This is a genomic window from Pseudomonas sp. BIOMIG1BAC, assembly GCF_001705995.2.
Lineage (GTDB): Bacteria > Pseudomonadota > Gammaproteobacteria > Pseudomonadales > Pseudomonadaceae > Aquipseudomonas > Aquipseudomonas sessilinigenes.
In genome coordinates this window covers 5,705,772-5,732,660 of the sequence record NZ_CP049045.1, presented here as the reverse complement: position 1 = coordinate 5,732,660, position 26,889 = coordinate 5,705,772, and the positions used below count along the sequence as shown (strand labels likewise).

At 61.7% G+C, this 26,889-nt stretch carries 26 protein-coding genes and 1 pseudogene; 18 read left to right on the top strand and 9 right to left on the bottom strand.

Features of this window, described 5'->3' with window-relative positions:
* The first annotated feature begins 169 nt into the window (after positions 1–169).
* Positions 170–1,197, top strand: a pseudogene (locus ATY02_RS26405) (IS30-like element ISPsp8 family transposase).
* 33 nt (positions 1,198–1,230) lie between these two features.
* Here ATY02_RS26405 and ATY02_RS26400 read toward each other — a convergent pair.
* Positions 1,231–1,791 (bottom strand): TetR/AcrR family transcriptional regulator, encoded by a 561-nt coding sequence (locus ATY02_RS26400; RefSeq protein WP_068581789.1) that lies wholly within the window; start codon positions 1,789–1,791, stop codon positions 1,231–1,233.
* Between the two features lie 189 nt (positions 1,792–1,980).
* Between ATY02_RS26400 and ATY02_RS26395 the strand changes: the two genes are divergently transcribed.
* Together ATY02_RS26395 and ATY02_RS26390 are read left to right on the top strand one after the other, a co-directional pair.
* On the top strand, positions 1,981–2,619 hold the full coding sequence (locus tag ATY02_RS26395; protein ID WP_068581787.1) for a GntR family transcriptional regulator: 639 nt from the start codon (positions 1,981–1,983) through the stop codon (positions 2,617–2,619).
* 30 nt (positions 2,620–2,649) lie between these two features.
* On the top strand, positions 2,650–3,501 hold the full coding sequence (locus ATY02_RS26390; protein ID WP_068581784.1) for an urea carboxylase-associated family protein: 852 nt from the start codon (positions 2,650–2,652) through the stop codon (positions 3,499–3,501).
* A 43-nt stretch (positions 3,502–3,544) separates the two neighbouring features.
* Here ATY02_RS26390 and ATY02_RS26385 read toward each other — a convergent pair whose 3' ends face one another.
* Positions 3,545–3,712: a DUF2897 family protein gene (locus ATY02_RS26385; RefSeq protein ID WP_068581781.1), complete on the bottom strand. Its 168-nt coding sequence runs from the start codon at positions 3,710–3,712 to the stop codon at positions 3,545–3,547.
* 481 nt (positions 3,713–4,193) lie between these two features.
* On the opposite strand from ATY02_RS26385, the gene kdpF reads away from it, so the two are divergent.
* The 6 genes from kdpF (at position 4,194) to ATY02_RS26355 (ending at position 12,208) form a co-directional block, all read left to right on the top strand.
* Positions 4,194–4,283 carry a K(+)-transporting ATPase subunit F gene (gene kdpF / locus ATY02_RS26380; RefSeq protein ID WP_058435663.1) on the top strand — a complete coding sequence of 30 codons (90 nt, stop codon included), beginning with the start codon at positions 4,194–4,196 and terminating at the stop codon, positions 4,281–4,283.
* A gap of 11 nt (positions 4,284–4,294) precedes the next feature.
* Positions 4,295–5,989 carry a potassium-transporting ATPase subunit KdpA gene (kdpA, locus tag ATY02_RS26375; protein WP_068581778.1) on the top strand — a complete coding sequence of 565 codons (1,695 nt, stop codon included), beginning with the start codon at positions 4,295–4,297 and terminating at the stop codon, positions 5,987–5,989.
* Between the two features lie 10 nt (positions 5,990–5,999).
* Positions 6,000–8,084, top strand: coding sequence for a potassium-transporting ATPase subunit KdpB (gene kdpB / locus ATY02_RS26370; RefSeq protein WP_068581775.1), 2,085 nt, complete (start codon positions 6,000–6,002; stop codon positions 8,082–8,084).
* Positions 8,085–8,116: 32 nt separating this feature from the next.
* Entirely contained in the window at positions 8,117–8,662 is a 546-nt protein-coding gene (kdpC, locus tag ATY02_RS26365; RefSeq protein WP_068581772.1) for a potassium-transporting ATPase subunit KdpC, read from the top strand.
* A gap of 100 nt (positions 8,663–8,762) precedes the next feature.
* On the top strand, positions 8,763–11,414 hold the full coding sequence (locus ATY02_RS26360) for a sensor histidine kinase (protein ID WP_068581768.1): 2,652 nt from the start codon (positions 8,763–8,765) through the stop codon (positions 11,412–11,414).
* A 98-nt stretch (positions 11,415–11,512) separates the two neighbouring features.
* The gene (locus tag ATY02_RS26355) at positions 11,513–12,208 is read left to right on the top strand and encodes a response regulator (RefSeq protein WP_068581766.1); all 696 of its coding nucleotides are present in this window, start codon (positions 11,513–11,515) and stop codon (positions 12,206–12,208) included.
* 1 nt (position 12,209) lies between these two features.
* On the opposite strand, the gene ATY02_RS26350 is transcribed toward ATY02_RS26355, so the two are convergent.
* On the bottom strand, positions 12,210–13,247 hold the full coding sequence (locus tag ATY02_RS26350) for a patatin-like phospholipase family protein (RefSeq protein ID WP_068581764.1): 1,038 nt from the start codon (positions 13,245–13,247) through the stop codon (positions 12,210–12,212).
* A gap of 219 nt (positions 13,248–13,466) precedes the next feature.
* Here ATY02_RS26350 and ATY02_RS26345 point away from each other — a divergent pair, with 219 nt between their 5' ends.
* The 3 genes from ATY02_RS26345 to ATY02_RS26335 all read left to right on the top strand — a co-directional run bounded on the left by ATY02_RS26345 (position 13,467) and on the right by ATY02_RS26335 (position 15,560).
* Positions 13,467–13,745 carry a hypothetical protein gene (locus tag ATY02_RS26345; RefSeq protein ID WP_068581760.1) on the top strand — a complete coding sequence of 93 codons (279 nt, stop codon included), beginning with the start codon at positions 13,467–13,469 and terminating at the stop codon, positions 13,743–13,745.
* A 142-nt stretch (positions 13,746–13,887) separates the two neighbouring features.
* Positions 13,888–14,655, top strand: a complete 768-nt coding sequence (locus tag ATY02_RS26340) for a CHAD domain-containing protein (RefSeq protein WP_068581756.1) — start codon at positions 13,888–13,890, stop codon at positions 14,653–14,655.
* 107 nt (positions 14,656–14,762) lie between these two features.
* Positions 14,763–15,560: an acyl-CoA thioesterase gene (locus ATY02_RS26335; protein WP_068581754.1), complete on the top strand. Its 798-nt coding sequence runs from the start codon at positions 14,763–14,765 to the stop codon at positions 15,558–15,560.
* 2 nt (positions 15,561–15,562) lie between these two features.
* Here the strand turns inward: ATY02_RS26335 and ATY02_RS26330 are convergent, their stop codons facing one another.
* From ATY02_RS26330 to ATY02_RS26320, 3 genes are all read right to left on the bottom strand, one after another.
* The gene (locus ATY02_RS26330; protein WP_068581797.1) at positions 15,563–15,925 is read right to left on the bottom strand and encodes a terminase; all 363 of its coding nucleotides are present in this window, start codon (positions 15,923–15,925) and stop codon (positions 15,563–15,565) included.
* A 156-nt stretch (positions 15,926–16,081) separates the two neighbouring features.
* Positions 16,082–17,563 (bottom strand): methyl-accepting chemotaxis protein, encoded by a 1,482-nt coding sequence (locus ATY02_RS26325; RefSeq protein ID WP_068581751.1) that lies wholly within the window; start codon positions 17,561–17,563, stop codon positions 16,082–16,084.
* An 85-nt stretch (positions 17,564–17,648) separates the two neighbouring features.
* Positions 17,649–18,455, bottom strand: a complete 807-nt coding sequence (locus ATY02_RS26320; RefSeq protein ID WP_068581748.1) for a TatD family hydrolase — start codon at positions 18,453–18,455, stop codon at positions 17,649–17,651.
* A 236-nt stretch (positions 18,456–18,691) separates the two neighbouring features.
* On the opposite strand from ATY02_RS26320, the gene ATY02_RS26315 reads away from it, so the two are divergent.
* From ATY02_RS26315 to ATY02_RS26305, 3 genes are all read left to right on the top strand, one after another.
* Entirely contained in the window at positions 18,692–20,113 is a 1,422-nt protein-coding gene (locus ATY02_RS26315; protein ID WP_068581746.1) for a transglycosylase SLT domain-containing protein, read from the top strand.
* 102 nt (positions 20,114–20,215) lie between these two features.
* Positions 20,216–20,650 carry a DoxX family protein gene (locus ATY02_RS26310; protein WP_068581745.1) on the top strand — a complete coding sequence of 145 codons (435 nt, stop codon included), beginning with the start codon at positions 20,216–20,218 and terminating at the stop codon, positions 20,648–20,650.
* A 294-nt stretch (positions 20,651–20,944) separates the two neighbouring features.
* Positions 20,945–21,253 (top strand): hypothetical protein, encoded by a 309-nt coding sequence (locus ATY02_RS26305; RefSeq protein WP_083235922.1) that lies wholly within the window; start codon positions 20,945–20,947, stop codon positions 21,251–21,253.
* A 13-nt stretch (positions 21,254–21,266) separates the two neighbouring features.
* Here ATY02_RS26305 and ATY02_RS26300 read toward each other — a convergent pair whose 3' ends face one another.
* Positions 21,267–21,896, bottom strand: a complete 630-nt coding sequence (locus ATY02_RS26300) for a response regulator transcription factor (protein ID WP_068581739.1) — start codon at positions 21,894–21,896, stop codon at positions 21,267–21,269.
* Between the two features lie 244 nt (positions 21,897–22,140).
* On the opposite strand from ATY02_RS26300, the gene greB reads away from it, so the two are divergent.
* Entirely contained in the window at positions 22,141–22,614 is a 474-nt protein-coding gene (gene greB, locus ATY02_RS26295; RefSeq protein ID WP_068581794.1) for a transcription elongation factor GreB, read from the top strand.
* A gap of 20 nt (positions 22,615–22,634) precedes the next feature.
* Here greB and ATY02_RS26290 read toward each other — a convergent pair whose 3' ends face one another.
* Together ATY02_RS26290 and ATY02_RS26285 are read right to left on the bottom strand one after the other, a co-directional pair.
* Positions 22,635–25,139: an ABC transporter permease gene (locus ATY02_RS26290; protein WP_068581733.1), complete on the bottom strand. Its 2,505-nt coding sequence runs from the start codon at positions 25,137–25,139 to the stop codon at positions 22,635–22,637.
* Positions 25,139–25,822: an ABC transporter ATP-binding protein gene (locus tag ATY02_RS26285; RefSeq protein ID WP_068581730.1), complete on the bottom strand. Its 684-nt coding sequence runs from the start codon at positions 25,820–25,822 to the stop codon at positions 25,139–25,141. Before ATY02_RS26285 ends, ATY02_RS26290 begins: the two co-directional genes overlap by 1 nt.
* A 10-nt stretch (positions 25,823–25,832) precedes the next feature.
* On the opposite strand from ATY02_RS26285, the gene ATY02_RS26280 reads away from it, so the two are divergent.
* Positions 25,833–26,438: an arylesterase gene (locus ATY02_RS26280; protein ID WP_068581728.1), complete on the top strand. Its 606-nt coding sequence runs from the start codon at positions 25,833–25,835 to the stop codon at positions 26,436–26,438.
* A 56-nt stretch (positions 26,439–26,494) separates the two neighbouring features.
* Positions 26,495–26,788 (top strand): hypothetical protein, encoded by a 294-nt coding sequence (locus ATY02_RS26275; protein ID WP_007931378.1) that lies wholly within the window; start codon positions 26,495–26,497, stop codon positions 26,786–26,788.
* Positions 26,789–26,889: the final 101 nt, after the last annotated feature.

Below are 26,889 nucleotides of genomic sequence, written 5' to 3'. Positions count from 1 at the left end.
TAAACAATGAAGGCCGGTCAATGACCGGCCTTTCTATTGCGGGAAAACGCTGCACAAAGTTCCGATTTCTTGCAGCTGACTTTGCTCCGGGTGGCGCGGGGAGGGACAACCTGTTGGCGGCGGCAAAACTGAGTGCAACACCTGACCTTTCCGGTACGGTGCTGCCCCTATGTCATATACCGAACTCAGCGTTGAAGAACGCGCCACCATCCAAATCGGCCACGCCCAGGGCTTCAGCCTGCGCAGGATTGCTCGCCTGATCAATAGGTCTCCTTCGACCATCAGTCGAGAGCTGCGCCGCAATCGAGATGTCTGTGGCAGCTACTCGGCCCGCGCGGCCCAGGAGCAGATGAAGGCCCGCCGCCAAGTCTGTCGACCGAGCCGAAAGCTGCTGCCGGGGAGCGAGCGCTTCGAACTGGTGGTTCATATGCTGCGTGAGCGTTTGTCTCCCGAACAGATTGCCGGCAAGCTGCGCCACATGAACATACCTAGCCTCAGAGATGCCTACGTCTGTCGCGAGACGATCTACAACGCGATCTATGCCCTGCCAGTGGGTGAGCTGCGTAAGGAGCTGATCATCTGTCTGCGCCAAGGCAAGACGACGCGCCGGCCGCGCTCTGGTGGCGTGGATCGGCGCGGCCAGATCCCCGAGATGGTCAGTATTCATGTGCGCCCGCCGGAGATTGAAGACAGGCTGATGCCGGGGCATTGGGAAGGCGACCTCATCAAGGGTAAGGCCAACGCCTCGTCCGTCGGTACGCTGGTGGAACGCACCAGTGGGTACCTGATGTTGGTGAAGATGAACGACGCGACGGCGACTTCGGCGCTGAAGGCTTCAGCGCCGCGCTCAATAGCATGCCGCTGGAGATGCGCAAGAGCATGACTTACGACCAGGGCCGGGAGATGGCGCGACACGCCGAGATCACCCAAAGAACCGGCGTGGCGATCTACTTCTGCGACCCGCACAGCCCCTGGCAGCGCGGCAGCAACGAAAACATCAACGGCCTGATTCGCCAGTACTTGCCCAAGGGCACAGACCTGTCGGTACATAGCCAGGAGGAGCTGGACGCCATTGCGCTGCAACTGAACATGCGACCGCGTAAGCGCTTCGACTTCAAATGCCCAATCGAAGTTATGGACGAGGTGATGCAGAAGGCCATGGCTATGCGGCATGATGCTCCAGTTTCAATTCAATGACCGTGTTGCACTCAGCTCCTGCAACCGCCGTTCTTATCCGCCTTCCTGCTCTTTCAAACCTTCTCGTACGATCTCTAGTATCTGGGCCGCGAGTTGTGGATTCTCCACGCTGCGTGAAAGCATCAGGGCACCCACCAGAGCCGACATGATCATCAAGCTGCGCTGCGTTTTGTTTTCACCTTTCAGGGCGGCCTCAATCTGGATACGCCTGGCGTTGAGCACTGTATCGCTCGTGGTGCTGGGCTGGCCACGCTGGCCGAGCTCCAGGCTCATGGTGGGTAACGGGCAGCCTTCATGGGGAGAGCTGCGATGCCACTCGGAAAGGTAGTTGTCGATGAATGCCTGCAGTGGGTGTTCTTGTTCGAACAGCGCGGCGCAATGAGCATCGAGGTCGGCGGCGGCGGCACAAAGCGCTTCCTCCACCAGCTCGTCCTTGGACTTGAAATGTGAGTAGAAGCCGCCATGAGTCAGTCCAAGGGCTTTCATCAATGGCTGCAAACCCGTTGCGCCAATGCCATCACGGCGGAACCTTTCCGAAGCTTCTTTGATAATGCGTTTATGGGTCTGGGATTTGTGATCTGTTGAATAACGCATATGAGAAACCTCCACAACTAGGTCGCCATTTTAACCAAGGTTCGGCAGATCACACTCTACTTATAAGTCGTCTTTAGCTCCCGGTTACAGTTTTTCGACAACTTTTAGGGAGCTCCCGGTTGTCAACAGTTGGCACGATAAGTGATTGCTGGTTATTCAACTATTGTTGAACAATCACGAGAGCTTCCCATGAGCAATGGTTTGTCCCTGGCGGATTACATCACGCTGGAGTTGCGTGCAGATATCATTGGTGGGCGCTTTCCACCCGGCATGCCGCTGCTCGAGAGTGAACTGGTCAGGACTTACAATGCTTCGCGTAACACCATTCGTGAGGCGTTGCATCGTCTAGGACAGGACGGCCTGGCGCTCTACATTCGTCATAAGGGCATGACCGTGCGGCGCTTGAACAGCGACGACGTGCGCGACCTGTTTCGAGTTCGCCGGACTCTTGAGTTGCAGGCGATTGCCAACGCCAGGCCGCTGCGCGAATACCAGTCCGATTATATGCTCGAGGCCCTCGAAGCCGCCGAGTTGGCCAGGGAGCGAGAAGATTGGCGCTCCGTCGGCACCCATGGCCTGCGTTTCCATCAGCATGTAGTGGGATTGCTGGATTCGCGCCTGCTGGATGAGTTCTTCACCAAAGTCGTCGCGCAATTGCGGCTGCTGTTCTTCAGCGCACCGGATGAAGCGCTGTTCCAGGCACCCTGGCTGGCGCGTGACCACCAAATTCATGAATGGCTGGCAGAGGGCGACAAACACTCTGCCGGCGAGGCCATGGAGTCGTATCTACACGACTCCGAGCGTTTGCTATTGAGCATGTTCAGCTAATCCATCCATCAGCAGGCAAGGAGCATACCGATGTACAAGGACTACCCGGCGGCTTATCAGGTCAGTAAAGGTTCGGCGCTACAGGTGGATACGGCTTTTTACGAGCGTATCCGCGATAACCAGGCACAACGCACGTTGATCGAGCAGTTCGAAGTACCCATCCGCACCGGTCGGGCCTGGAAGGTCCCGGCTGGTCACGTGTTCCGGGTAACTACCCCCGTGGGACCGCAGGTGGGGGACTTCAATGTCTGGAACGCCGATGACCCGCGGGAGCGCTTGTGGGCTGCGCGGACCCGACAATTACAGGGGGCACATGTCAGTACTCATGATCGGCTCTGGTCCAACCTGCCGTTCCTGCGCCCCCTGGTCACCATTACCGATGACAGCCTGGCACATTATGGCGTTGATGAGCATGGTGGGCGCCTGCACGATTTGCTGGGGACCCGCTGCGACCCTTATGTGAATCGAATGCTCACTGGCGAGGATTTTCACCACCACTGCCACTCGAATCTGACTCGGGCTGTCTTGCCTTACGGCCTCACCGAGTTCGATGTGCATGACGTATTGAATATCTTCCAGTGCACGGGCCTGAATCACGACGATCTGTATTTCATGAAGGCCTGCCCGGCGCAGAAGGGGGACTATCTGGAGTTCTTCGCCGAGATAGACTTGCTCTGCGCATTGTCGACGTGTCCGGGGGGCGACCTGTCATTACCCATGTGGGGGCCCGAGGCCCAGGACCCACTGAGTGTTTGCCGTCCGTTGGGCGTGGAGATCTACCGCCTGGCTCCGTCATTGCTCGATGGCTGGAGTCCGCCTGAGCGAGCAGCCTACAAAGGTTTGCACGGCTTGCAGATGGCCCAGGCCGATTGGGAGCGATAAACCGCGAACGGCCCCTTCACCTTGGGTGCAGGGGCCGGCAGGTTCAACGGTCACGGGCTTCCTTGGCATCCATCTCTGCGTTGCGCTCGGCCACGCGTCTGCGCTGCTCTTCGGTCAGCTCTACCTTGCTGGCGGTGTCACGCAGCAGCATCAAGCCGCCGACGATGGAGCCGATGGCAACCACCAGAATCAACCAGGCATACCAGGGCATAGGATTCTCCTTGAGGGGCGTGCTCCAGGCACGTGGATTCGTGCTGGAGTCAGTCTATGGTGCTTTGAGTCAAAGCACTTTGCGTGGGTTCCATTGTATGCCTGATCGTTCTGCCGGGTAGCGTTCCCATGTGCCGCAGAGCGTGGCGTCTGTCAGTACATGCTCGTCGACGCCCAGTGAGCCGGAGGCAGATACAGCCCAGTTCCGGCCAGCCCCGCAAAAATACCTGTCCGGTCGCTGCCTTGGGCCAGGCCATGCTTATAAAGCAGGCATATAGGGTGGTTAGCCAGGGCGAGCTCAAGAGAGGCGCCAGCGCTGCCGCCGGCATCACCCAGGCCTTGTGATGGCTCTGGTAAACGTCCTTGGGGTGAGTCTTTACGCTTTCTTTATGGGCTACCCATCCCGTCGCTCTCGTTCCTTTACAGGCAGCCTGCGGACAATGTCTGCATTCGCGGCAATCGCCGTACCTCGGAGACATTCCATGAACATTCTGGACGCGGTGTCGTTACTGCTTGCAGTGGGCCTGTTCGTTTACCTGCTGATTGCACTGTTGTGCGCGGATCGGAACTAGGAGCGACGGTGATGCACAGTTATGACTATTGGCTGATCCTCGCCTTCTTCGCGCTGGTGCTGGTGCCTGCGCCCTGGCTGGGACGCTTCTACTACAAAGTGATGGAAGGCCAGCGTACCTGGCTGACCCCGGTCCTGGGGCCGGTGGAACGTGTGTGCTACCGCATCGCCGGGGTCGATCCGCAACTGGAGCAGAGCTGGCAGAAGTACAGCCTGGCCTTGCTGGCGTTCAACCTCGCCGGGTTCGCCCTGTTGTTCTTCATCCTGCTGTTCCAGGACCACTTGCCCCTCAACCCGCAACACCTGCCGGGGCAGGAGTGGACCCTGGCTTTCAATACCGCGGTCAGCTTCATGACCAACACCAACTGGCAGGCCTACAGCGGCGAGGCATCCTTGAGCTACCTCAGCCAGATGGCCGGCCTGACCGTGCAGAACTTTGTCAGCGCGGCCACCGGCCTGGCGGTGCTGGTGGCCCTGTGCCGGGGTATTGGCCGACGCTCGGTACGCACCCTGGGCAACTTCTGGGCGGACATGACCCGTGCCACCCTCTACGGCCTGTTGCCGCTGTGCGTGCTGCTGGCCTTGCTGCTGGTCTGGCAGGGCGTGCCGCAGACGTTCGCTCACTATGTGGACGCCCTGACCGTGCAAGGTAACGACCAGATGATTCCCCTGGGGCCAGCGGCCAGCCAGATCGCCATCAAGCAACTGGGTACCAACGGCGGTGGCTTCTTCGGGGTCAACTCGGCGCATCCGTTCGAGAACCCCACGGCCTGGAGCAACCTGTTCGAACTGGCTTCGATCATCCTGATCCCGGTGGCGCTGGTCTTCACCTTTGGCCATTACGTCAAGGACATGCGCCAGAGCCGGGCCATCATCGCCTGCATGCTGGCGCTGTTCCTGATCGGCGGTGCCACCTCGCTGTGGGCCGAATACCAACCCAACCCGGCATTGGCCAATCCGGCCGTGGAGCAGGCAGCGCCGCTGGAAGGCAAGGAGATGCGCTTCGGCACCACAGCCACGGTGCTGTGGTCGGTGACCACCACTGCCGCCTCCAACGGTTCGGTCAACGGCATGCACGACAGCCTCAACCCGCTGAGCGGCATGGTGGCGCTGATCAACATGATGGTGGGCGAGGTGATCTTCGGCGGTGTCGGCGCCGGGCTCTACGGCATGCTGCTCAATGTGCTGATCGCGGTATTCCTGGCCGGCCTGATGATCGGGCGCACTCCTGAGTACCTGGGCAAGAAGCTCCAGGCCAGGGAAGTGCAACTGCTGGTACTGACCCTGATGGTCATGCCCATCGGCGTGCTGGTGCTGGGGGCGCTGGCCGCCAGCTTGCCAGGACCGGCCGGAGCCATCAGCAACCCTGGGCCCCACGGCTTCAGCCAACTGCTGTACGCCTACACCTCGGCCAGCGCCAACAATGGCTCGGCATTCGGTGGCTTCAGCGCCAACACCTCGTTTCATAACCTGATGCTGGGCCTGGGCATGCTGATCGGTCGCTTCGGCTACATCCTGCCGGTACTGGCCCTGGCTGGCAGCCTGGCCCTGAAGAAACCCGCGCCTGTAGGCCAGAACAGCTTTCCCACCCATGGCCCACTGTTCGTGGCCTTGCTGACCATGACCATCTTGCTGGTAGGTGGCCTGACGTTCCTGCCGACCCTGGCGCTGGGCCCCATCGCCGAACAACTGAGCATGGGCTTCTGAGGATCTGATGATGAATATGCATGTTCCCACCTCGAACAAGGTCGCCGATGCGGTGGCCAAGGCCAAGCACTCTTCTGCGCCGTCGTCGGCCACCAGCCTGTCCGCCCTGTGGCGCCCGGCGCTGGTCCAGGCTTTCGTCAAGCTCGACCCACGGCAACTGCAGCGCTCGCCAGTGATGCTGGTGGTGGAGCTGACCGCGATCCTCACCACTGTGCTGTGCTTGGTGCCCAACACTGCGGTGCCGACTTTCGTGGCCGCGCAGATCGCCCTGTGGCTGTGGTTCACCGTGCTGTTCGCCAACTTCGCCGAGGCCCTGGCCGAAGGGCGTGGCAAGGCTCGTGCCGACAGCCTCAAGGCCGGCAGCGAAGGCCTGAGCGCCCGGCGCAGGAGTGCTGATGGCAGCTTCCAGCTGGTGCCAGCGGCCAACCTGCGCAAAGGCGATGTGGTGCGGGTCGATGCCGGGGAAATGATCCCGGGCGACGGTGAAGTGATCGAAGGCATCGCCGCGGTCAACGAAGCGGCGATCACCGGGGAGTCGGCGCCGGTGATCCGCGAGTCCGGTGGCGATCGCTCGGCGGTGACCGGCAACACCCGGCTGGTGTCCGACTGGTTGCTGGTGCGTATCACCAGCAACCCCGGGGAGTCGACCCTGGACCGCATGATCGCCCTGGTGGAAGGCGCCAAGCGCCAGAAAACCCCCAATGAGGTGGCCCTGGACATCCTGCTGATCGGCTTGACCCTGATCTTCCTGCTGGTGGTGGTGACCCTGCAGCCGTTCGCCCATTTCGCCAATGGCAGCTTGCCGCTGGTGTTCCTGGTGGCACTGCTGGTGACGCTGATTCCGACCACCATCGGCGGCCTGCTGTCGGCCATTGGCATCGCCGGCATGGACCGCCTGGTACGCCTGAATGTCATCGCCAAGTCCGGGCGGGCGGTGGAAGCCGCCGGGGACGTGCATGTGTTGATGCTGGACAAGACCGGCACCATCACCTTCGGCAATCGCCGGTGCAGCGCCATCCACCCGGCCCCGGGCGTCAACGCCGGGGACATGGCCGAGGCCGCCTTGCTGGCATCCCTGGCCGACGACACGGCCGAAGGCAAGTCCATCGTCGAATACCTGCGCGAACTTTATCCACAGCCCGAGCCGGGCAGCGAGTTGCTGGTGGCCGTGCCTTTCAGCGCAGAGACCCGCTTGTCCGGGGTCGACTATCGTGGCCAGGCCTACCGCAAGGGGGCAGTGGACTCGGTGCTGGATTTCGTTGGCCTCAAGCGCGATGACCTGGCTCCGGCACTGGCCCGCGAGATCGACAAGATCGCCCAGAGCGGCGGCACTCCGCTGCTGGTCTGCGCCGCTGGCCGGTTGCTGGGCGCGATTCATCTCAAGGATGTGGTCAAGCCCGGTATCCGCGAGCGTTTCGCCGAGTTGCGCAAACTGGGGATCCGTACCGTGATGGTCACCGGCGACAACCCGCTGACGGCCGCCGCCATCGCCGCCGAAGCCGGGGTCGACGATGTGCTGGCCGAGGCCACGCCGGAGAAGAAGCTGGCGCGCATCCGCCACGAGCAGAACGACGGACGCCTGGTGGCCATGTGCGGTGACGGCGCCAACGATGCTCCGGCCCTGGCCCAGGCCGATGTCGGCATGGCCATGAACGACGGCACCCAGGCCGCTCGCGAGGCGGCCAACATGGTCGATCTGGACAGCGATCCGACCAAGCTGCTGGACGTGGTGCAGATCGGCAAGGAATTGTTGGTGACCCGTGGAGCCTTGACCACCTTTTCCATCGCCAACGACGTGGCCAAGTACTTCGCCATCCTGCCGGCCTTGTTCGCGGCGATTTATCCACAGCTGGGCGTGCTCAACATCATGCACCTGGCCAGCCCGCAGAGCGCGATTCTCTCGGCGATCGTGTTCAACGCGCTGATCATCGTGGTGCTGATTCCCCTGGCCTTGCGCGGTGTACGGGTGCAGGCCGCGAGTGCCGCCCATCTGTTGCGGCGCAACCTGCTGATCTATGGCCTGGGCGGCATCGTGGTGCCCTTTGCCGGGATCAAGCTGATCGACATGCTGCTGACCGCCGCGCACCTGGTGTAGGCGGCCGGGATTGACCCATCGAGGATTGAGAAATGTCTAGCGTATTGCGTCCGGCCTTGAGCCTGATCGTGTTGATGACCCTGATCACCGGCGTGGCCTATCCGCTGGTGGTCACTGGAGTGGCCCAGGTCGCGTTCGCGGACCAGGCCAATGGCAGCCTGGTCCGCGATGACAGCGGCAAGGTGCGGGGCTCGGCCCTGATCGCCCAGGACTTTGTCGGTGATGCCTGGTTCCACCCGCGCCCTTCCGCAGGTGCCTTTGCCACGGTGGCCAGCGGGGCCAGCAACCTGGCACCGAGCAATCCGGCGCTGGCGACCCGGGTGATCGAAGATGCCAACAAGCTCTTGGTGCCCGGACAGGGCCCGGTGCCCCTGGCGTTGCTGACCACTTCCGGCAGCGGCCTGGATCCGCACTTGCCACCGCAGGCGATTGACTATCAACTGGCGCGAGTTGCAGCGGCACGCAACCTGCCAGCCGACCAGCTACGAGCCTTGGTGGCAGAGCACACCGAGCGGCCGCTGATCGGCCCGCCGGTGGTCAATGTGCTGACCCTGAACCTGGCCCTGGAGCGGCTGTAATCTGGCGAGCCTTAAAAAAGCCCCGAAAGGGGCTTTTGCGATGCTCGAGCCCCAAGGAGTGACGATTGAAACCCATTGTCTTGTCGCAGAGAGATGCCCCATGAGTGATTCCGGTCGCGCCGACGCGCTGCTTGCCGAGCTGCCCCGGGACGGGCGTGGCCGGCTCAAGGTCTTTCTCGGCGCCGCGCCCGGGGTCGGCAAGACCTACGCCATGCTCCAGGCCGCCCACACTCAGATGCGCCAGGGCGTCAAGGTCCTGGCCGGGGTGGTGGAGACCCACGGACGGGCCGAGACCGAGGCGCTGCTGGGCGGCTTGCCGCAACAGCCCCTGCTGCGCTCGGAATACCGTGGGGTGCTGCTGGAGGAGATGGACCTGGATGGCTTGCTCAAGGCCCGGCCCAAGCTGGCGCTGGTGGACGAGTTGGCCCACAGCAACGCCCCGGGCAGCCGCCATGCCAAGCGCTGGCAGGACATCCAGGAGCTGCTGGCGGCGGGCATCGACGTGTTCACCACGGTCAACGTCCAGCACCTGGAGAGCCTCAATGACCAGGTGCGCGGCATCACCGGGGTCCAGGTCCGCGAGACCTTGCCCGACTGGGTGCTGCAGGAGGCCTATGAATTGCAACTGGTGGACCTGCCGCCCCGGGAGCTGCTGGAGCGCCTGCGCGATGGCAAGGTCTATGTGCCTGAGCAGGCCCGGGCGGCCATCGATGCCTTCTTCAGCCAGACCAACCTCACGGCCCTGCGCGAGTTGGCGATGCAGACCGCGGCGGCCCAGGTGGACAACGACCTGGCCCAGGGTTATCGCCGCCTCGGGCAAGCGGCACCGGCGGTGCGCGGGCGGCTGTTGGTGGGCGTCGACGGTGATCTCCAGGCCGAACGCCTGGTGCGCCATGCCAGCCGGGTCGCACAGCGTCGGCATTTGCCCTGGAGCCTGGTGCATGTGGATAACGGCCGTCTTGGCGACGAACAGTCGCGCTTGCGTCTGCAGGCGGCCCAGCAACTGGCCGAGCGCCTGGGCGGGGAGGTGGTCCTGCTGCGGGCGGGCGAGGTGGCCAAGACCCTGATCCAGCACGCTAACGAGCGGCGGGCCAGCCTGTTGCTGGTGGGGCAGTCGAGCCGTCGCTGGCGCCGGCGCTGGTTCGGCGGCGGGCTGGCGGCACGTTTGCTGCGCAACGCCGATGGCCTGGAAATCAATGTCCTGGACAGCGAGCCATTGCCTAGCCAGCCGAGGTTGCGAGTCAAGCATCCGCTGGTGTGGTTCGACTATGCCCTGGCGCTGTTGGCGACTTTGTTGGCCAGTGCCCTGGCCTGGGGCGTGGCTGGAATCCTGGCGCTGCCGAACATCTCCCTGGTATTTCTCGCCGCAGTGCTGCTGGTGGCGGTGCGCAGCAGCCTGGGGCCGGCCCTGGCCTGCGCCGCGCTGTCGTTCCTGAGTTACGACTTCCTGTTCATCCCGCCGAACTTCTCCCTTTCCATCCAGCGCGAAGAAGACGTGCTGACCCTGCTGTTCTTCCTGCTGATGGCCGCGCTCACCGGTAACCTCGCGGCCCGCCAGCGCCGGCAGTTGCAGGCACTGCGCGATACCCAGGAGGAAACCGGCGAGCTGCTGGACCTGTCGCGCAAACTCACGGCTGCCACCGATCGGCAGGCGGTGATCAGCGCTGCGATCCAGCACCTGAACGGGCGCGAGGAGTTGCGTATCTGTTTGTTCAACCGCGATGAGCAAGGTGCGTGGAAGGTCGAGAGTGGTGGCACCCAGCAACTCTCCGAAGCCGAGCGAGCCGCGGCCGATTGGGCCTGGCAGCACGATCAACCTGCGGGGTTGGGCACTGGGACCTTGCCTTTTGGCCGTTGGTGGTGGTGGCCGCTGTCAGTGGATGACGGCCCCTTGGGCCTATTGGGTGTGTGTCCCAGGGAGGGCGCGGTCTTCAGTGATCAACGCCGGCGCTTGCTTACCGCGCTCAGCCAGCCGTTGGCCCAGGCCCTGGCCCGGGCGCGCCTGGCCGAGGACCTGGAGGCGGCGCGCTTGCACGGCGAAACCGAGCAACTGCGCAGCGCCTTGCTGGCCTCTGTGTCCCACGACTTGCGCACTCCGCTGACGTCGATGCGCGGCAGCATCGATAGCCTGTTGGCCTTGGGCGAGGCGATTCCCCTGGAGGATCGCAGGGAACTGCTGGAGGGCACCCGGGATGAAGCCGAGCGCCTGGATCGATATATCCAGAACCTGCTGGACATGACCCGGCTTGGCCATGGCGCCTTGAAGCTGGCCCGCGACTGGGTCACCCCGGCGGATATCGTCGGCAGCGCGCTCAATCGCCTGCGGGTGGTGCTGGCGCCGTTGCAGGTCAGTACGCAGTTGCCCCAGGATCTTCCGCTGCTGTATGTACACGCGGCGCTGATCGAACAGGCCCTGGTCAATGTGCTGGAGAATGCGGCGCGTTTTTCCCCGGTTCATGGCCGCCTGCACCTGGCGGTTCGCGCCGACGAGCAGGCGCTGAGTTTCGCTGTGAGCGACGAGGGGCCGGGTATTCCCGAAGAGGAGCGGGCGAAGATCTTCGACATGTTCTACACCGCCGCCAGGGGCGATCGGGGCGGCCAGGGTACGGGCCTGGGGCTGGCGATCTGCAAGGGCATGGTGGGGGCCCATGGCGGGCACATCAGTGTCGCCGATGGCATCGATGGGAAGGGCACCTGTATCACCCTGTACCTGCCCTTGCAGGCCCAGCCGGAACTCGAGGGTGAGCTGTGACGCGATCGGTGGCAGGGGCGAGGGCTCCTGCAAAAGCCCTCTGGAGGAGATTGGCGTTGCGCTACTCTCTTGTCTCTTATTTGTCTTGAACTGAACCCATGAGCCAGACCGCGACCATCCTGGTCATCGACGACGAGCCGCAGATCCGCAAATTCCTGCGCATCAGCCTGGCGTCCCAAGGATACAAAGTGATTGAAGCCGGCACCGGTACCGAGGGCCTGGCCCAGGCGGCGTTGAACAAGCCGGACCTGCTGGTGCTCGACCTGGGGTTGCCGGACATGGATGGCCAGCAGGTGCTGCGCGAGTTTCGCGAGTGGTCGGCGGTACCGGTGCTGGTGCTCTCGGTGCGGGCCAGCGAGTTGCAGAAGGTCGAAGCCCTGGACGGCGGGGCCAACGACTATGTCACCAAGCCGTTCGGTATCCAGGAGTTCCTGGCTCGCATACGCGCCCTGTTGCGCCAGGCACCGTCGGGAGAAGTCCAGGAAGCGGCGTTGCAGGTGGGGCCCTTGACGGTCGACCTGGCGTACCGCCGGGTCTTGCTCGAGGACGTGGAAGTGGCCCTGACACGCAAGGAATATGCGGTATTGGCCCAGCTGGCCCGCCACCCGGGGCGGGTGATCACTCAGCAGCAACTGCTCAAGGACATCTGGGGACCGACCCATACCGAGGACAGTCATTACCTGCGGATCGTGGTCGGGCACCTGCGCCAGAAGCTCGCAGACGATCCGACCCGGCCGCGTTTTATCGTCACCGAGGCCGGGGTCGGTTATCGCTTGTTGACGGGCGAAGCTTGAGCTAGAGCTGCTCCTGTTCGTAGCGGTCGAGGGTGTCGCTGGCGATTTCCCGACCCAGGGCGATCAGCTCCGGCGCCTTGTAGAATTCGAAGAAACGACACACCCGCTTGGGTACGTTGATCAGGATATCCGGCGGGTAGCCGGCGATCTTGTACTGGGCCAGGGACGTCTGCATGACTTCGAAGCTCTGGTTGACCAGGTCCAGCAGCGAGGCGGGGCCGACGTTATCGACGATGAACGAGCCGCTGGCCGACCTGGGGGCACCGTCGGTTTCCGGGGCCGCGGCGGGCTGTTGGGACTCAGGTTCGGCGCCTTCGACCCAGGGATTGATCTGCGCCGCATCGCTTCTAAATGCCTCTTGCTCCAGCAACAACAGTTGCTCGGCCTGCTTGCGCCGGAATGGCAGGCGCGAGCCCAACGAGTTGATCAGGCTGTCGAAGCGGCTCTTGAAGGCTGGGGGGCGCTGGATCACCGGCAACTGATAGTGCCGCTGGTTGGTGGAGTTGAGATTGACCGCGATGATCAGGTCGCAGTGGCTGGACACCACCGGAACGATCGGCAGCGGGTTGAGCAGGCCGCCGTCCACCAGCATGCGATTGCCCTGCATCACCGGGGTGAACAGGCTGGGAATGGCCGCCGAGGCGCGCATGGCTTGATGCAGGCAGCCTTCCTGGAACCAGATTTCCTGCTGGTTGGTCAGGTCGGTGGCAACCGCGGTGTAGGGAATGCGCAAGTCTTCGATGTTCACGTCACCGACGATCTTGCGAATCTGCCCGAAGACTTTTTCGCCGCGAATGGCTCCCAGGCGAAAGCTCACATCCACCAGGCGCAGTACGTCGAGGTAATCCAGGCTTTCGATCCACTCGCGGTACTGCGCGAGCTTGCCGGCCGAGTAGATACCGCCTACCACGGCGCCCATGGAGCAGCCAGCGATACAGGCAATTTCATAACCGCGCTTCTCGATTTCCTCGATCACCCCGATATGGGCGTACCCGCGGGCACCTCCCGAGCCGAGGACCAGTGCGACACGTTTGTTCATGATCTGTCCTTTCGCCAAGCAGGTTGCAACAATGCACCCATAGCAGCCCGGGGTTCAATCGTCGATGTGCCTGCAGGGGCGTTCGGTGTTTTTCCAGTGCCTGGCTGGCCGCACGGATAGACTGGCGCGGCTATATTTTCCAGAAGATGGGCCTGGCACTTTTTCCTGCGGTCGCCGTCTTACCCTGTACGACTGTTTTCCATTCCTGAGGTGTCATTGATGAAAGCCTGGATCTGCTTGCCCCTGATAGCACTGGCGTTGACCGGTTGCGCAGGCAAGACTGCCTACCGTGATAGCTGCGGCACGCAGCTGGATGCCGCCTGGCATGAGCTGGACCTGGCCAAGGCCGAGGGTTTCGCCGGCACCGTGAGTTACTCCAAGGCACTGTCGTTGCTGACGGGTGCCAAGACCCAGCAGCAATTCGAAGCCTTCGAAGGGTGCACCAACAAGGCCGAGAAGGCGCGCTTCTACATTCGTGAGTCTCGCGCCGGGCGTTAAATCGCCATACGCGTTACGCTGAAACGGTAATACGGGGATCGCGGGTCGATGAACTGGCATTGGGCTGGTCATCGGCCCGCGATGCCGTTCAGGGGAACGGCAGTGCGCTGCCGGATGTGTGTCGTGCTTGGGGGAATCCTTGATGTCTGCCTTGATCGATCGATTGGTGGCTCAGATCCTGAGCCTGGATGTGAACTTGCTGGCGTGCCAGGCTCGCTTGGCCGCCGCCACGGATGGCGAGGCCCTGCATGACCTGCGTGTCGGCGTACGGCGCTTGCGCAGCCTGTTGCGACCTTTGCGTGGTTTGCCGGGTGTCGAGCAGTTGGAGGGCGCGGCCAGTGAAGTCGGACGCGTGACCACGCCGATCCGTGATCGCGAGGTGCTGGCGGCTTATCTGCATCAGCATGGCCAGCATGCGCCTGCCGATCGGCGCACCGCGCAATTGCAAGGCGAGTATGCCGCGGTGGCCAGTGGGCCGGAGCTGGCGCAGCTGTTGATGGTACTGGATGCGTTTCCGCGCTTTCTCAGGGCCGCCCAGCATCAAGGACTGTTGGGTGGCTTGCGCCAGCGCATCGAAAAGCGCCTGGCCAGGCAGTGGCGGATCTTGGGCGACGCGCTGCAGGACCCGGCCCATGATCGCCATCGCTTGCGGCTGCTGATCAAGCGCGTGCGTTATGGCGCAGATGCCTATCCCGACTTGGCGCGCTTGCCTGCCAAGGCCGTCAAGCGGCTGAAGGAGGCCCAGGCAGTGCTGGGGGACTGGCACGATTGCTGGCAATGGCTAGCTCAGGCCGAGCATGAGTTGGATCTCTTGCCCTGCATGGCCGTATGGCGGCGTACCATGCTCAAGGCCGAGGCCCGCTCCGATCAGGTACTGGACAAGCTATGCGCTGATTGCTTCCAGGGGTGAGCCGCCAGGTTGCGGCTTTTCTGTCCGCTGCTTTGGCCGGAATAGGCGCTGTGTGCATCCGTGACGCTGGTTAACATCCCCTGTCTTCTTTCTCCATTGAGGTTTTCATGCGTTTCCACGATTTGCTCGAAGCTGTCCGCAACCAGCCACAGGCGCTGGTCATTCCGGCGCAATGGGCCCAAGGGCGTGCCAGCTTCGGTGGCCTGGTGGTCGCCTTGCAGTATGAAGCGATGCGGGCCAAGGTCCCGGCGGATCGCCCCGTGCGCTCCCTGGCGGTAACGTTCGTCGGTCCGGTGGCTCCCGAAGTGCCGGTGAGTTTCGAAGTGGATGTGCTGCGTGAGGGCAAGGCGGTCAGCCAGGTCCTGGGGCGGGTGATGCAGGAAGGCCAGGTCGTGACCCTGGTGCAAGGCAGCTTCGGCGCCTCACGTGAGTCGGTGGTGAGTGTCGAGGCCTTGCCGGCGCCCGAAATGAAGCACTGGGACGATTGCCAGGAACTGCCCTATATCCCGGGCGTGACCCCGGAGTTCATGCGTCATCTGGCGATGCGCTGGAGTATCGGCGGCATGCCTTTCACCGGCAATCGCTCCCGGGACATGGGAGGGTGGGTGCGCCTGCGCGGTGACGTGAAGGAGGAGCCGGTGACCGAGGCGCACATCCTGGCGTTGGTGGATGCCTGGCCACCCGCCCTGTTGCCGCACCTGAGCAAACCCGCGGCCGGCAGCACCCTGACCTGGACGATCGAGTTCGTCCAGCCGTTGCTGGAGCTCAGTACGCTGGACTGGTGCAAGTATCGGGTAGACATCGAGCATGCTCGCGATGGCTATGGTCACGCTGCTGCGGCGTTGTGGAGCGCCCAGGGCCAGTTGGTCGCCTTGAGCCGGCAGACGGTGACCATTTTCGCCTGAGGTCAGTGTCGGTGGCGCTGCAGCCAGGCACGCCACCAGGCACCGGTGAGGACAAAGCGTGGAAAAGTCACGAATTGTTCTGTCAGCAGGCGTTGTATTGCATCTTGGCGATCACTGAAGGGCTCGGAGGCCTGTGCCTCCAGGCTGTGGCCGTGGCGTTGCAGGCCCAGGGCCGCCAGGATGCCCACCACTCCGATGGCCAGGCTCGCCAGGCTCAGGGAAAACACCCCTGAGACAATGAGCAGGAAACCGACGATGAACAGCGGTACGGCAATCAGGTGCAATACCAGGTTGGTCGGATGCTGGTGGCTGTGTGGGTAGACTCGCCATTGCCAGGCGGGAAGGTTGGGGTGGCGTTGGCCCATGATGATCATCCTTAGTGTCTGGAAACTCATGGACCAAGGATAGGGCGCGGGCCGCCCGGCGACGAATCAAGGCTGGCTATCGGCTCGATAGCACAACCGCGGGGCTCTGGGAGAGAGGGGGTGAGCAGGCCTCACCCCTTGGCAGATGGCGTCGATTCAGAGCTTGAGCTGGCCGATGGCCTTGCTCAGTTCGCCGGCGAGGGTGGCCAGTTCGCTGCTGGTCGTCGCAGAGGCGACAGTCTGTTGCACCGTGTTCTCGGTCACGTCGCGGATGCTGACCACTGCCCGGTTCATTTCCTCCGCCACCTGGCTCTGCTGTTCCGCAGCGACGGCAATCTGGGTGTTGCTCTCGCGCATCTGGGCAACAGCACCAGTGATTTCCTCCAGGGCAGCGCCAGCCTCCTGGGCCTGCTGTACGCAGTCATCGGCCTTGAATGAGCTTTCCTGCATGAAGTCCACGGCATCGCGGGTGCCGGCCTGGAGGGCGGAGACCATGCTGGTGATTTCGTCGGTAGAGGTCTGCACGCGCTTGGCCAGGTTTCGTACTTCGTCGGCCACCACGGCGAAGCCCCGGCCCATCTCGCCGGCCCGGGCGGCTTCGATGGCGGCGTTGAGGGCCAGTAGGTTGGTTTGCTCGGCGATGCTGTGGATAACGTTGACCACGCCGTTGATCTTCTGGCTGTCCTCGGCCAGCTTCTGGATCATCTCGGCGGTCTGCTGCACGCCGTTGGACAGCCCGGCGATGGACTTCTGTACCCGGCCCACCACTTCATGCCCAGTGCCGGCCAGGGTGTCCGCAGTTTGCGAGAGGTCCCGAGTTGCGCCCGCATGCTGGGCGATATGGTAGACAGTGGCGGACATTTCATTGATGGCCGTCGCGGCCTGGTCGGTTTCGCTTTGCTGGCCGAGCATGCCGTGGCGCACATCATTCATGCTCGAAGCCAGGCGTGCGGCTCCCTGGTCGAGTTGGCGGGCAGTGTTGGCCACGGTATTCACCACTCGCTGGTAGCCGGCCTGCATGGCGTTGAAGGCACTGGCCATCTGGCCCACTTCGTCCTTGCAGGACAGCGGTACCCGGGCCGCCAGATCGCCGGTCTTTTCTACATGCAGCATCACGTCCTTCAGGGTATTGAGCTGGCTGAGAAGGAAGCGGATCAGCAACTGCGAAGCGCAGAGCATGGCGAACATCAGGATGAATACGGCGACCGCATAGTTGGTGAAGCGATCGCTGAAAACCTGGGCGAGGCTGGGCGTATGGGCCACCACCGCGATTTGCTGGCCATCGGCACGACTGATGACTTCGGCGCCCAGCAACGGATTTTCGCCAAACAATGGCAGGTGGTTGAGCTGGACCCAACCATTGGCGCCGTTCAGTTGCGGCAGGGGCTGGTCGTTCAGGGTTGGTGTCTGTCCACGGGAGAAATACACCAGGTTCTCGGCGCTGGGCAGCGCTGTGCCAGCAGGCCAGGCATCGAGCAGGCGAGCTTGAGCCTGAGCCGCCGCCTGGGCGTTCTGGCCGCGGGCCTGCTGTTCCAGTTGTACTGCATACAGTACCAGCAACAAGGTGGTGACGAAGGCGACCGCATTGACCGCCCAGAATTTGTATTTCAGCGAGATATTGCTAAGCCAGGCACCCATAGAAGGTCTTCTCTGATTGAGCGGAATAGTATTGGCAAGGTGCCATTATTGTGCCCCTATGGGGTCAGAAAAATCTTGATATGCATCAACCAATTTCTGACAAGCCAAAAAAGGCCCTGGCACAAGCGGTGCTATGGCTGGCCAGGTCTTCGGGTGTTTCCTGCCGGTGCAAGGCCACTTCGCGGAGTACCTCTGGCAGATAGGCTGGTTCATTGCGCCCGTTCTTCGGTTTTGGCCGCAGGCTGCGAGGCAGCAAATAGGGGGCGTCGCTTTCCAGCATCAGGCGCCCACGAGGGATCTCGCGTACCAGCGGATGCAAGTGAGTGCCTCGGCGCTCGTCGCAGATCCAGCCGGTGATGCCGATGTGCAGATCCAGGTCCAGGTAGCTGAATAACGCTTGTCGCTCGCCGGTGAAACAGTGCACTACGGCTGCCGGCAAACGGTCACGAAAGTCCTTGAGGATATCCAGCAGGCGCTGGCTGGCGTCGCGTTCGTGGAGAAATACCGGCAGTTGCAGCTCGACGGCCAAGGCCAGGTGTTCTTCCAGCACCTTTTCCTGCTGCGGGCGAGGGGAGAAGTCACGGTTGAAGTCCAGGCCGCATTCACCAATCGCTCGTACCTGTGGTTCGCCCAGCAGGGCCCGCAAGCGCCGTGTGCTGTCGGTGTTCCAGTCGCTGGCGCTATGGGGATGCAGACCGGCCGTGGCGAACAGTCTCTGGCCGCTGGTGTCCAGTTGCTGGCATAGCTCCAGGGCTTGTTCGCTGCCCTCGATACTGGTCCCGGTCACGACCAACTGACAGACTCCGGCTGCATAAGCTCGATCGAGAACGGCTTGGTGTTTTTCGGAAAAACACGGATTGGTCAGGTTGACGCCAATATCGATGAGTTGCATGGTGCTATCTCCGCCTGCGGCCGGAAAGCATATCAGAGCTGTAGATTTAATAAGAAAAACCAAGAACTACAACGAGTTGAAGCTGTCTTTTGCTGCCGGAGGCAGATCGTGGCCACAACGTCCTGAGGCCATTTCACCTGTCTTTCGCACCTTGTCAGCGCTCAAGGCGCTCGGTTTCTGTCGACCAATCCTTAAAAAGCGACGAAGGGTTGAACAGTATTCTTTGCGGAGAACGGATGATCCGATCCTCGATGTTGTTTGCGTTGTGCCTGACATTGCTATTGCCGTTGCCGGCAATGGCGCGCTTGGCAGGCCCGCCGGAAGTGCTGGCTTCGGGCAAGGTGCGCGACCTGGCGGAAATCCGTAGCAGCCGCGTACTGCGAGTGCTGGTCAACCAGAGCCGTAATAGTTCCGGTGAGGTCAAGGGCCAGCCTATTGGTGTCGAGTACCATCGTTTGCGGGCGTTCGAGCAATACCTTAACGGTCACGCCCGCGATGGCCAGGAAATCAGCCTCAAGATCATTCCCAAGGCCAAGGACCAGCTACTGGGCGCCTTGCAGCGTGGAGAAGGGGACCTGGTGGCGCCAGGAGAATTGCTCGAGGCCCAGCCAGGGCATGCCGTCAGCTCCAGTGATCCAATTGCCAGCAATGTTCCCCTTCTACTGGTAGGCATCAAGGGCGAGCGTCGCTATACGCGACCCGAGCAACTCTCCGGAAAGACCCTGACCCTGACTACCGGCAGTGCTGCCGGGGATGCGGTGAGCCAGATCAACCAGCGATTGGCGCTGCGCAAGCTGGCACCGATCAAGATCGAGTGGGTCGACCCCAGCCTGGCAGTGGAGGATGTGCTGGAAATGGTCCAAGGGGGCATCTTCCACCTGACTATCGTGGAGCAGCCGATTGCCGAGCGGTGGAGCAAGATCCTGCCGAAGTTGCGTTTTGATCGCCAATTGAAGATCAGCGATCCGGGGGAGGAGCACTGGTTCGTCCGTCGCGACGCTTCGATGCTGCGGGCGAGCATCGATCGTTTCCTCAAGACCTACAAAACCCCGGCGGATCAGGATGTAGCATTCTTGCGTACCTATCGACGCCAGTATCAGGTGCACTATCCCTTGGCCCGGGCTGATCGTCAGCGATTGGAGAAGCTGCGTCCGGTGCTGCAGAAGCATGCCGGGGAGCAGGGCATGGATTGGCTGAACCTTGCAGCCCTGGCGTTCAAGGAGTCGGCCTTGCAACCCAATGCGAAGAGCGGCAGTGGGCCTACTGGCCTGATGCAGATCACCCCTTCTGCGGCGCAGCGAGTAGGTGTCAGTAACATTCAATCGGTAGACAGCAATGTGCAGGCCGGAGCCAAGTACCTGGCGATGATCCGGCGCAAGTTCTTCTCCAGCCCCAAGCTCAATGAGCGCGAACGCATGGCCTTTGTCCTGGCGGCCTACAACATGGGGCCTGAGCGGGTCCAGGGAATGCGCAACGAAGCCAGGCGCCGGGGGTTGAACCCCAACCAGTGGTTCTTCCAGGTGGAGCGTATCGCCATGGAGCAGGTCGGAGTGGGGGCTGTCAGCTATGTTAATAGTGTCAACAAATACTATCTGGCCTTTGATCGTGAACGAGATTCCCTGGAGCCTCGGGAGCGGAAAGTTGTGTCTCGCAAATAATCGAAAAAACTGATTGTTATTACGGGTTATTTCCGCTTTTAACATGATGAAAACTGATTAGTATGGCGACCAACTTCCTCACCTTACACAGGACTACATAGCATGAGCACTCTGATCAAAAACGTACTGGGCACCCGTGCAGGCTACGGCCTGACTATCCTGCGCATTCTTGTTGGCATCATTTTCGCCGCCCATGGCTCGCAAAAAATCTTCGGCTGGTTCGGCGGCGGCGGCCTGGCCGGCACGGCCCAGTGGATGGAAAGCATCGGCCTGGCCCCTGGCTACCTGATGGCACTGCTGGCCGGTGGCACCGAATTCTTTGCCGGCTTGGCTCTGATCATCGGCTTGCTCGCACGTCCTGCCGCATTGGGGCTGACATTCACCCTGCTGGTGGCGATCTTCTCGGTGCATATCAGCAATGGCTTGTTCATGGCCAATAATGGTTACGAGTTCGCCCTGGCGTTGCTGGGGGGCACCTTGGCGGTGTTGCTCGAGGGAGCTGGCAAGTTGTCGCTGGACGCCGCCATCACCAAATGAGCCACGCAGCTTTAGGAGGTCGCAGACTTATCGACTGTCCTGGAGCGAGCGTTGTGAAGTTATCCAAGGCCTGCCAATGCAGGCCTTTTTCGTTTTGGCCGAATCTTGACACTGGCCTGCCAGCTTCTCTAGGATGTTTCTCATGCGCCGATTTAAACAGCTACTTGCGGGGCGCCAGGTGAGCCAGCTTGCTCACTACCAGAAGCCATTCCAGGTTTCGAAGTACCGCTAAAGCGCTGGTTCGGTGGTGCCTCTCACCTGCCCGGCAGAAACTTGAGGCAGAGACACGATACGATGAATGCACCACGCCCTCTTCTACGTCTTGCGCCAATCACGGCGAACCTTTCCCAGCGCAATCCGAAAATCCTCCTCTGCGGCAAGCATCAACCGACCTTGTTGCGCTATCTCGATGGTTGGCCTAAACGCTCCGTAGGGCCGGCGGCGTTTCTGATCCAGTTTGTCGAAGAAGGCGAATCCTTGGCGCGTTTTGCCAGTGATAGTTTCGATCTGGCTGTCATTCCAGCCCCAGGGGCACAAGAAGCGATCGAGGTCATCAAGCAACTGACGCGCATCGCTCGACAAGGGCTGATCGTTCGCCGCTAGTTCGAGCCGTCATTCAAATGATCGAGTTGCGTTTTGCCAGCTCTGCCAGTGCCACCAGGCTGGAAACACTGAAACGCTTGAGCAAGCGGACTTTATAGGTGCTCACAGTCTTGTGGCTGATCAAGAGTGTCTGGGCGATCTGCTGGTTGCTCAGGCCGCTGGCCAGCAGTTTCAGGACCGTGATCTCACGGTCTGTCAGTCGGGAAACCAACACGCTTTCCTGGTCGGCGGCCTTGTTGTTCTGCTGCAAGGCACTGAGGGTATCTTCTGGAAAGTAGCTGTATCCAGAAAGGACGGCTTTGACGGCATTATTCAGTTCGTGCAGGTTTTCGCCCTTGGACAAAAAACCAGCGGCTCCGGTCAGCAGGCAGCGAAAGGCAAAATTCTTGGCGTCGCTTGCCGTCACCACCAGGATCTTGATGTCTAGCTGTGCACTCCGGACATGGGATATGACCGAAAAACCGTCAAGGTTGGGAATTCCCAGGTCAAGGATCAACAAGTCCGGAACATGTCGGCGTGCTAGTTGGACGGCGTCCGCTCCGTTGTCGGTTTCGGCGACTACGGTATGCTGCTGAGTTTCCAAGGCCATCTTGATAGCCATACGAATCAGTGGGTGGTCGTCGACGACGATGATATTGGCCATTGATAGAGTTCCTTGGGTATCTGGTGGCGCATACGGGGGCCGTGGCTGAAAATGCGCCTGGCTCGTAAACCTTGTTGGCTTGGCTCTATGATTGGCTGACCTATCTGAAACCTAAATCGGACAGATCTGATAGGGGAGGGCGAAAAGGGAAGAACGAGTCGCTGCCATTTCTAATGACGGGTCGCGTTTGTAGTTCATTCACGTAACGGAGCAGCCTTTACCTGGCTGGGAGATGGAACACCAATTGAGTACCAAGCTCATCACGCAGGATGGTTACGATGCTCTCAAGCAGGAGCTGGACTACCTGTGGCGGGAAAAGCGTCCCGATATCACTCAAAAGGTCACCTGGGCCGCCTCTCTGGGCGACCGCAGTGAAAATGCGGACTATCAGTACAACAAGAAGCTTCTGCGAGAGATCGACCGCAGGGTGCGCTATATCCGTAAGCGCCTCGAAGACATGAAGGTCGTCGGATATGCACCCGAACAAGAAGGGCGAGTGTTCTTCGGGGCTTGGGTCGAGGTCGAAAACGACGAGGCGCAGGTCAAGCGCTTTCGTATCGTCGGTTATGACGAGATCTATCAGCGCAAGGACTACATCTCCATCGACTCGCCCATGGCCAGGGCGCTGTTGAAGAAGGAGGTGGGGGACGAGGCCGTTGTCGTGACCCCCGCGGGCGAAACCTGTTGGTGGATCAATCAGATCGAATACGTGAAGTAGGCTCGCCGCAGGGCGAGCCATCAGCTTTCGCGCAGGACATTCAGTGGGCTGACGTTCAGGGCTCGGCGGGTACCAAAGACCCCGGCCCCACCCACCAATAGTGCCCCGGCCAGAGGCAGCAGCAGAAGCCAGGGGTGCGGATGCCAGGGCAGGCCGAAGGCAAAGCGGTAGAGCGCCAGGCTGACCAGCTCGCAACCTAGGGCTGCCAGTAGCCCGCTGGCGGCACCAAGCAGGCCGAACTCGATGCGCCGTGCCTTGACCAGTAACTTGCGTTCAGCCCCAAGGGCTCGCAGCAGTGCTCCTTGGCGAATACGCTCGTCCAGGGTGGCCTGCAGTCCGGAAAACAGCACCGTCATTCCTGCTGCTAGGACGAACAACAGCACATATTCCACTGCCAGGGTGACTTGACCCAGGATACTGCGCAGCTGCTCCAGCAGAGCCTCGACCTGCAGGATGGTCACCGCTGGAAATGCCCTGGACAGTTCGACGATCTGTTGGTCATGACCTGGGCTCAGGTAGAAGCTGGTGAGATAGGTGGCCGGCAGATCCTTCAAGGTACCGGGTTGGAAAATCATGAAGAAGTTGGGCTGGAAGTTGTCCCAATTGATAGTACGCAGGCTGGTGACTTGCGCCTCACGGTTGACGCCCGCGACAGTGAAGGTCAGTCGGTCACCCAGCTTCAGCTTGAGGCTCTGGGCCACCTTGGCTTCCACCGATACGCCAGGCAAGGCTTCGTCAGGCCGGGCAGACCACCAGCTTCCTTGCGTGATGCTGTTGCCAGAAGGCAAGTCGGCGGACCAGGTCAGGCTCAGGTCTCGCTGGACAGCACGGTCCCCGCTGGAGTCCTTGGTGACAAGCTCCGTCACAGGCTCTCCATTGATACTGACCAGGCGCCCGGGTACCACCGGATAGAGCGGCGCCGAAGGAGCCGAGAGTTGCACCAGGCGCTCGGTGAAGGCTTGTTTGTCAGCCGGCAGGATGTTCAGTGCGAAATAGTTGGGGGCATTCTGCGGCAGTTGGTTTTGCCAGGTATCCAGTAATTCTCCCCGCAGCAGGGCGATCAGTGCCATGGACAGCAGGATCAGGCCGAAGGCCATGGATTGCCCAGCTGCCGCGAGAGGGTGGCGCAGCAGTTGTCCCAACCCCAGGCGCCAGGGCAAGGTGGCGCCTGCCAAGAGGCGGCGCAGGCTCTGCAAGAGCAGTAGCAACAGGCCGCCGAGCGCCAATGCCGCGACCAGGCCACCCCCCATCAGCGCGAAGGTCAACACCAGGTCCAGGCTCAAGCGCCACATGATCAAGCCCAGGGCAAGTAGAGCGACGCCGTAGATCATCCAGGTACTGGGCGGAATCGGCAGCAGGTCGCGACGCAACACTCGAAGCGGCGGCACTCGTCCCAATGCGGCCAGTGGAGGCAAGGCGAAACCGGCCAGGGCCACCAGCCCCGTGCCGATACCTGCCATGGCGGGCAGCAGTCCTCCGGGCGGCACATCACTTGGTAGCAACCCCTGTAGCAGGTAAAACAGCACCAACTGCGCCAGCCAGCCAAGCAATGCACCGCTGAGGCTGGCCAGCAGTCCGAGAAGCCCCAGTTGGGCGCTGAACAGCAACATGGTTTCCCGGCGAGACAGGCCCAGGCAGCGGAGCAGGGCGCTGGCATCGAAGCGGCGGGCGGCGAAACGGTTGGCCGATAGCGCCACGGCGACACCCGAAAGCAGCACGGCCACCAGGCTGGCCATATTCAGATAGCGTTCGGCCTTGCCCAGCGCCCCGCCGATTTGCTGGTTGCCATCCCGTGCGTCCTGCAGGCGCTGATTGGCCTCCAGGCCTGGCTTGATCAACTTGCGGTAAGCCTCGAGAGCTTGGGACGGGCCGCGCCAGAGTTCCTTGTAGCTGACCCGGCTGCCAGGCTGGACGACACCCGTGGCTTGCAAGTCATCCAGGTTGATCAGGACTCGAGGTGTCAAACTGTAGAAGTTGCCTGCGCGATCCGGCTCGTAAGTCAGGACCCGGGCCAGGCGCAGGGTCTTGCTACCGACGTCGATGCTGTCGCCGACCTTCAACTCCAATGCCGTCAGCAGACGCGACTCGACCCAGGCTTCGCCAATCTTGGGCCCGCCACCGGGCTCTTCGGAGGCATAGGGACCTGCTGCGCTCTTGAGTTGACCGCGTAGCGGGTAGGCGTTGTCCACGGCCTTGATGCTGGACAGCTGAATTGCGTTGTCGGTGGCAATGACACTGGAGAATTCGACGGTGCGGGCGTGCACGAGCCCTAGTTCTAATCCGCTCTCTATCTGTTGGGCCCGCGCAGGAGAGCTGCCCTCGAGTAACAGATCGGCGCCGAGGAATTCGGTCGCCCGCAGTTGCATGGCGGCGTTCAGTCGGGCACCGAAGTAGCCAATGGCGGTACTTGCCGCGACCGCCACCAACAAGGCGAAGAACAATACCCTCAACTCGCCGGCACGTGCATCACGCAACAATTGGCGTAGGGCAAGGCTGAATAGGCGCAACAGGGACAGGCGTGCCATCAAGGCTCCTGGGGGGCGACCAGCATGCCCGCTTCAAGACGGATCAGGCGCCGGCAACGATGGGCCAGGCGCTCATCATGGGTCACCAGGACCAGGGTCGTGCCGTTTTCCTGGTTGAGTTCGAACAACAGGTCGCTGATGCGTTCGCCGGTATGGCTGTCAAGGTTGCCGGTGGGTTCGTCGGCGAACAATACTTGCGGTTCTGCGGCAAAAGCCCGGGCAATGGCTACGCGTTGTTGCTCTCCGCCGGAAAGTTGGCGGGGGGAATGGTTCAGGCGTTGACCCAGGCCGACCCGTTGCAGCAGTTCGGTCGCGTGTTTGCGGGCATCGCGGCGGCCGTCCAGCTCCATGGGCAGCATGACGTTTTCCAGGGCATTGAGGCTGTCGAGCAGTTGGAAGGATTGGAAGACGAATCCTACGTATTCGGCCCGCAGGCGTGCTCGTTGGTCTTCATCGAGCTGGCTCAGGCTTTGCCCGGCAAGGATGACTTCACCACTGCTGGGCAAGTCGAGCCCGGCCAGCAAACCGAGCAGGGTAGATTTGCCGGAGCCGGAGGCGCCAACGATAGCCAGGCTGTCACCCTTATCAAGCTGCAGGTTGAGTTCATGAAGGATAGTCAGCTCGCCTTCCGCGCTGGGAACCACTTTGCTAAGGTTCCGTGCAGTGAGAATGCTTGCGCCCATGGAGAGTCCGATGCGTGTATGGTTTTTGAGTGCTGGCCTGGCCTTGATATGCATGGCCCAGAATGCAGCTGCCGGTACGGTCCTGATCGTGGGCGATAGTATCAGTGCGGCTTTCGGCCTGGATACCCGGCAGGGGTGGGTGGCACTGCTGGAAAAGCGCCTGGTGGACCAGGGCTTCACGGACAAAGTGATCAATGCCTCGATCAGTGGTGATACCAGCGCTGGGGGGCAAGCGCGCCTGCCGACGCTGCTTTCGCAGCACAAGCCTCAGGTGGTGATCCTCGAATTGGGGGGCAATGATGGCTTGCGCGGCCAGCCGCCCCAGCAATTGCAACAAAATCTTGCCTCGATGATCGACAGTGCCCAGGCCTCGGGGGCTAGGGTGCTGCTGTTGGGCATGCAGCTGCCGCCCAATTACGGTGTGCGCTATACCCAGGCATTCGCCAAGGTCTACCAGCAGTTGGCCATCGACAAGAAGGTGGCACTGGTGCCGTTTTTTCTTGATGGGGTCGGAGGGCATCCCGATTTGATGCAGGCGGACGGTCTGCACCCGGCGGCAGCGGCCCAGGGCAAGTTGTTGGAAAATGTCTGGCCGACGCTAAAACCGCTGCTTTGACGCTTTTCTAGTGGCAGTGTTTCGGCTAATGTGGCGCCCCCGATTTGGAGCCCCCGATGCCGCGTCCCGCCTGGTCCTTGTTTGCCTATCAACTGATCGAGCCTGATGAACAGCTTGACCTGTTCGCTTGTCAGGAAGTTCGGGTGCATCTGGTGACGCGTCAATTGGAGCTGGGCGGCTCCGCCGACCGGACCTTGTGTGGGACCTTGCTGCCTGCGCAGCCACGTTGGTCCAGCGTAGATCGGACGATTTTCCAGGATCAGCGGCTCTGTCCGCTGTGCAGGGCAATCCTGGAGTCGCAGAAGCGAGGTACGCCTCCGATCTGGCCAGAGTTGCGTTTCGAGCTGTAGGCGCCCGTTATTGGGTGTTTCGACAGGGATTTCATGTATCTGCGCTTGTCTCCCCGGCTTGGCTGCCGTAGCCATGGGAGGGGTGTACAATCGTGTCTCTT

Bases quoted from the DNA above. Each gene is read 5' to 3' on its own strand.
- ATY02_RS26400 (WP_068581789.1), bottom strand. From the start codon at position 1,791: ATGCGTTATTCAACAGATCACAAATCCCAGACCCATAAACGCATTATC.
- ATY02_RS26395 (WP_068581787.1), top strand. From the start codon at position 1,981: ATGAGCAATGGTTTGTCCCTGGCGGATTACATCACGCTGGAGTTGCGT.
- ATY02_RS26390 (WP_068581784.1), top strand. From the start codon at position 2,650: ATGTACAAGGACTACCCGGCGGCTTATCAGGTCAGTAAAGGTTCGGCG.
- ATY02_RS26385 (WP_068581781.1), bottom strand. From the start codon at position 3,712: ATGCCCTGGTATGCCTGGTTGATTCTGGTGGTTGCCATCGGCTCCATC.
- kdpF (WP_058435663.1), top strand. From the start codon at position 4,194: ATGAACATTCTGGACGCGGTGTCGTTACTGCTTGCAGTGGGCCTGTTC.
- kdpA (WP_068581778.1), top strand. From the start codon at position 4,295: ATGCACAGTTATGACTATTGGCTGATCCTCGCCTTCTTCGCGCTGGTG.
- kdpB (WP_068581775.1), top strand. From the start codon at position 6,000: ATGAATATGCATGTTCCCACCTCGAACAAGGTCGCCGATGCGGTGGCC.
- kdpC (WP_068581772.1), top strand. From the start codon at position 8,117: ATGTCTAGCGTATTGCGTCCGGCCTTGAGCCTGATCGTGTTGATGACC.
- ATY02_RS26360 (WP_068581768.1), top strand. From the start codon at position 8,763: ATGAGTGATTCCGGTCGCGCCGACGCGCTGCTTGCCGAGCTGCCCCGG.
- ATY02_RS26355 (WP_068581766.1), top strand. From the start codon at position 11,513: ATGAGCCAGACCGCGACCATCCTGGTCATCGACGACGAGCCGCAGATC.
- ATY02_RS26350 (WP_068581764.1), bottom strand. From the start codon at position 13,247: ATGAACAAACGTGTCGCACTGGTCCTCGGCTCGGGAGGTGCCCGCGGG.
- ATY02_RS26345 (WP_068581760.1), top strand. From the start codon at position 13,467: ATGAAAGCCTGGATCTGCTTGCCCCTGATAGCACTGGCGTTGACCGGT.
- ATY02_RS26340 (WP_068581756.1), top strand. From the start codon at position 13,888: ATGTCTGCCTTGATCGATCGATTGGTGGCTCAGATCCTGAGCCTGGAT.
- ATY02_RS26335 (WP_068581754.1), top strand. From the start codon at position 14,763: ATGCGTTTCCACGATTTGCTCGAAGCTGTCCGCAACCAGCCACAGGCG.
- ATY02_RS26330 (WP_068581797.1), bottom strand. From the start codon at position 15,925: ATGGGCCAACGCCACCCCAACCTTCCCGCCTGGCAATGGCGAGTCTAC.
- ATY02_RS26325 (WP_068581751.1), bottom strand. From the start codon at position 17,563: ATGGGTGCCTGGCTTAGCAATATCTCGCTGAAATACAAATTCTGGGCG.
- ATY02_RS26320 (WP_068581748.1), bottom strand. From the start codon at position 18,455: ATGCAACTCATCGATATTGGCGTCAACCTGACCAATCCGTGTTTTTCC.
- ATY02_RS26315 (WP_068581746.1), top strand. From the start codon at position 18,692: ATGATCCGATCCTCGATGTTGTTTGCGTTGTGCCTGACATTGCTATTG.
- ATY02_RS26310 (WP_068581745.1), top strand. From the start codon at position 20,216: ATGAGCACTCTGATCAAAAACGTACTGGGCACCCGTGCAGGCTACGGC.
- ATY02_RS26305 (WP_083235922.1), top strand. From the start codon at position 20,945: ATGAATGCACCACGCCCTCTTCTACGTCTTGCGCCAATCACGGCGAAC.
- ATY02_RS26300 (WP_068581739.1), bottom strand. From the start codon at position 21,896: ATGGCCAATATCATCGTCGTCGACGACCACCCACTGATTCGTATGGCT.
- ATY02_RS26290 (WP_068581733.1), bottom strand. From the start codon at position 25,139: ATGGCACGCCTGTCCCTGTTGCGCCTATTCAGCCTTGCCCTACGCCAA.
- ATY02_RS26285 (WP_068581730.1), bottom strand. From the start codon at position 25,822: ATGGGCGCAAGCATTCTCACTGCACGGAACCTTAGCAAAGTGGTTCCC.
- ATY02_RS26280 (WP_068581728.1), top strand. From the start codon at position 25,833: ATGCGTGTATGGTTTTTGAGTGCTGGCCTGGCCTTGATATGCATGGCC.
- ATY02_RS26275 (WP_007931378.1), top strand. From the start codon at position 26,495: ATGCCGCGTCCCGCCTGGTCCTTGTTTGCCTATCAACTGATCGAGCCT.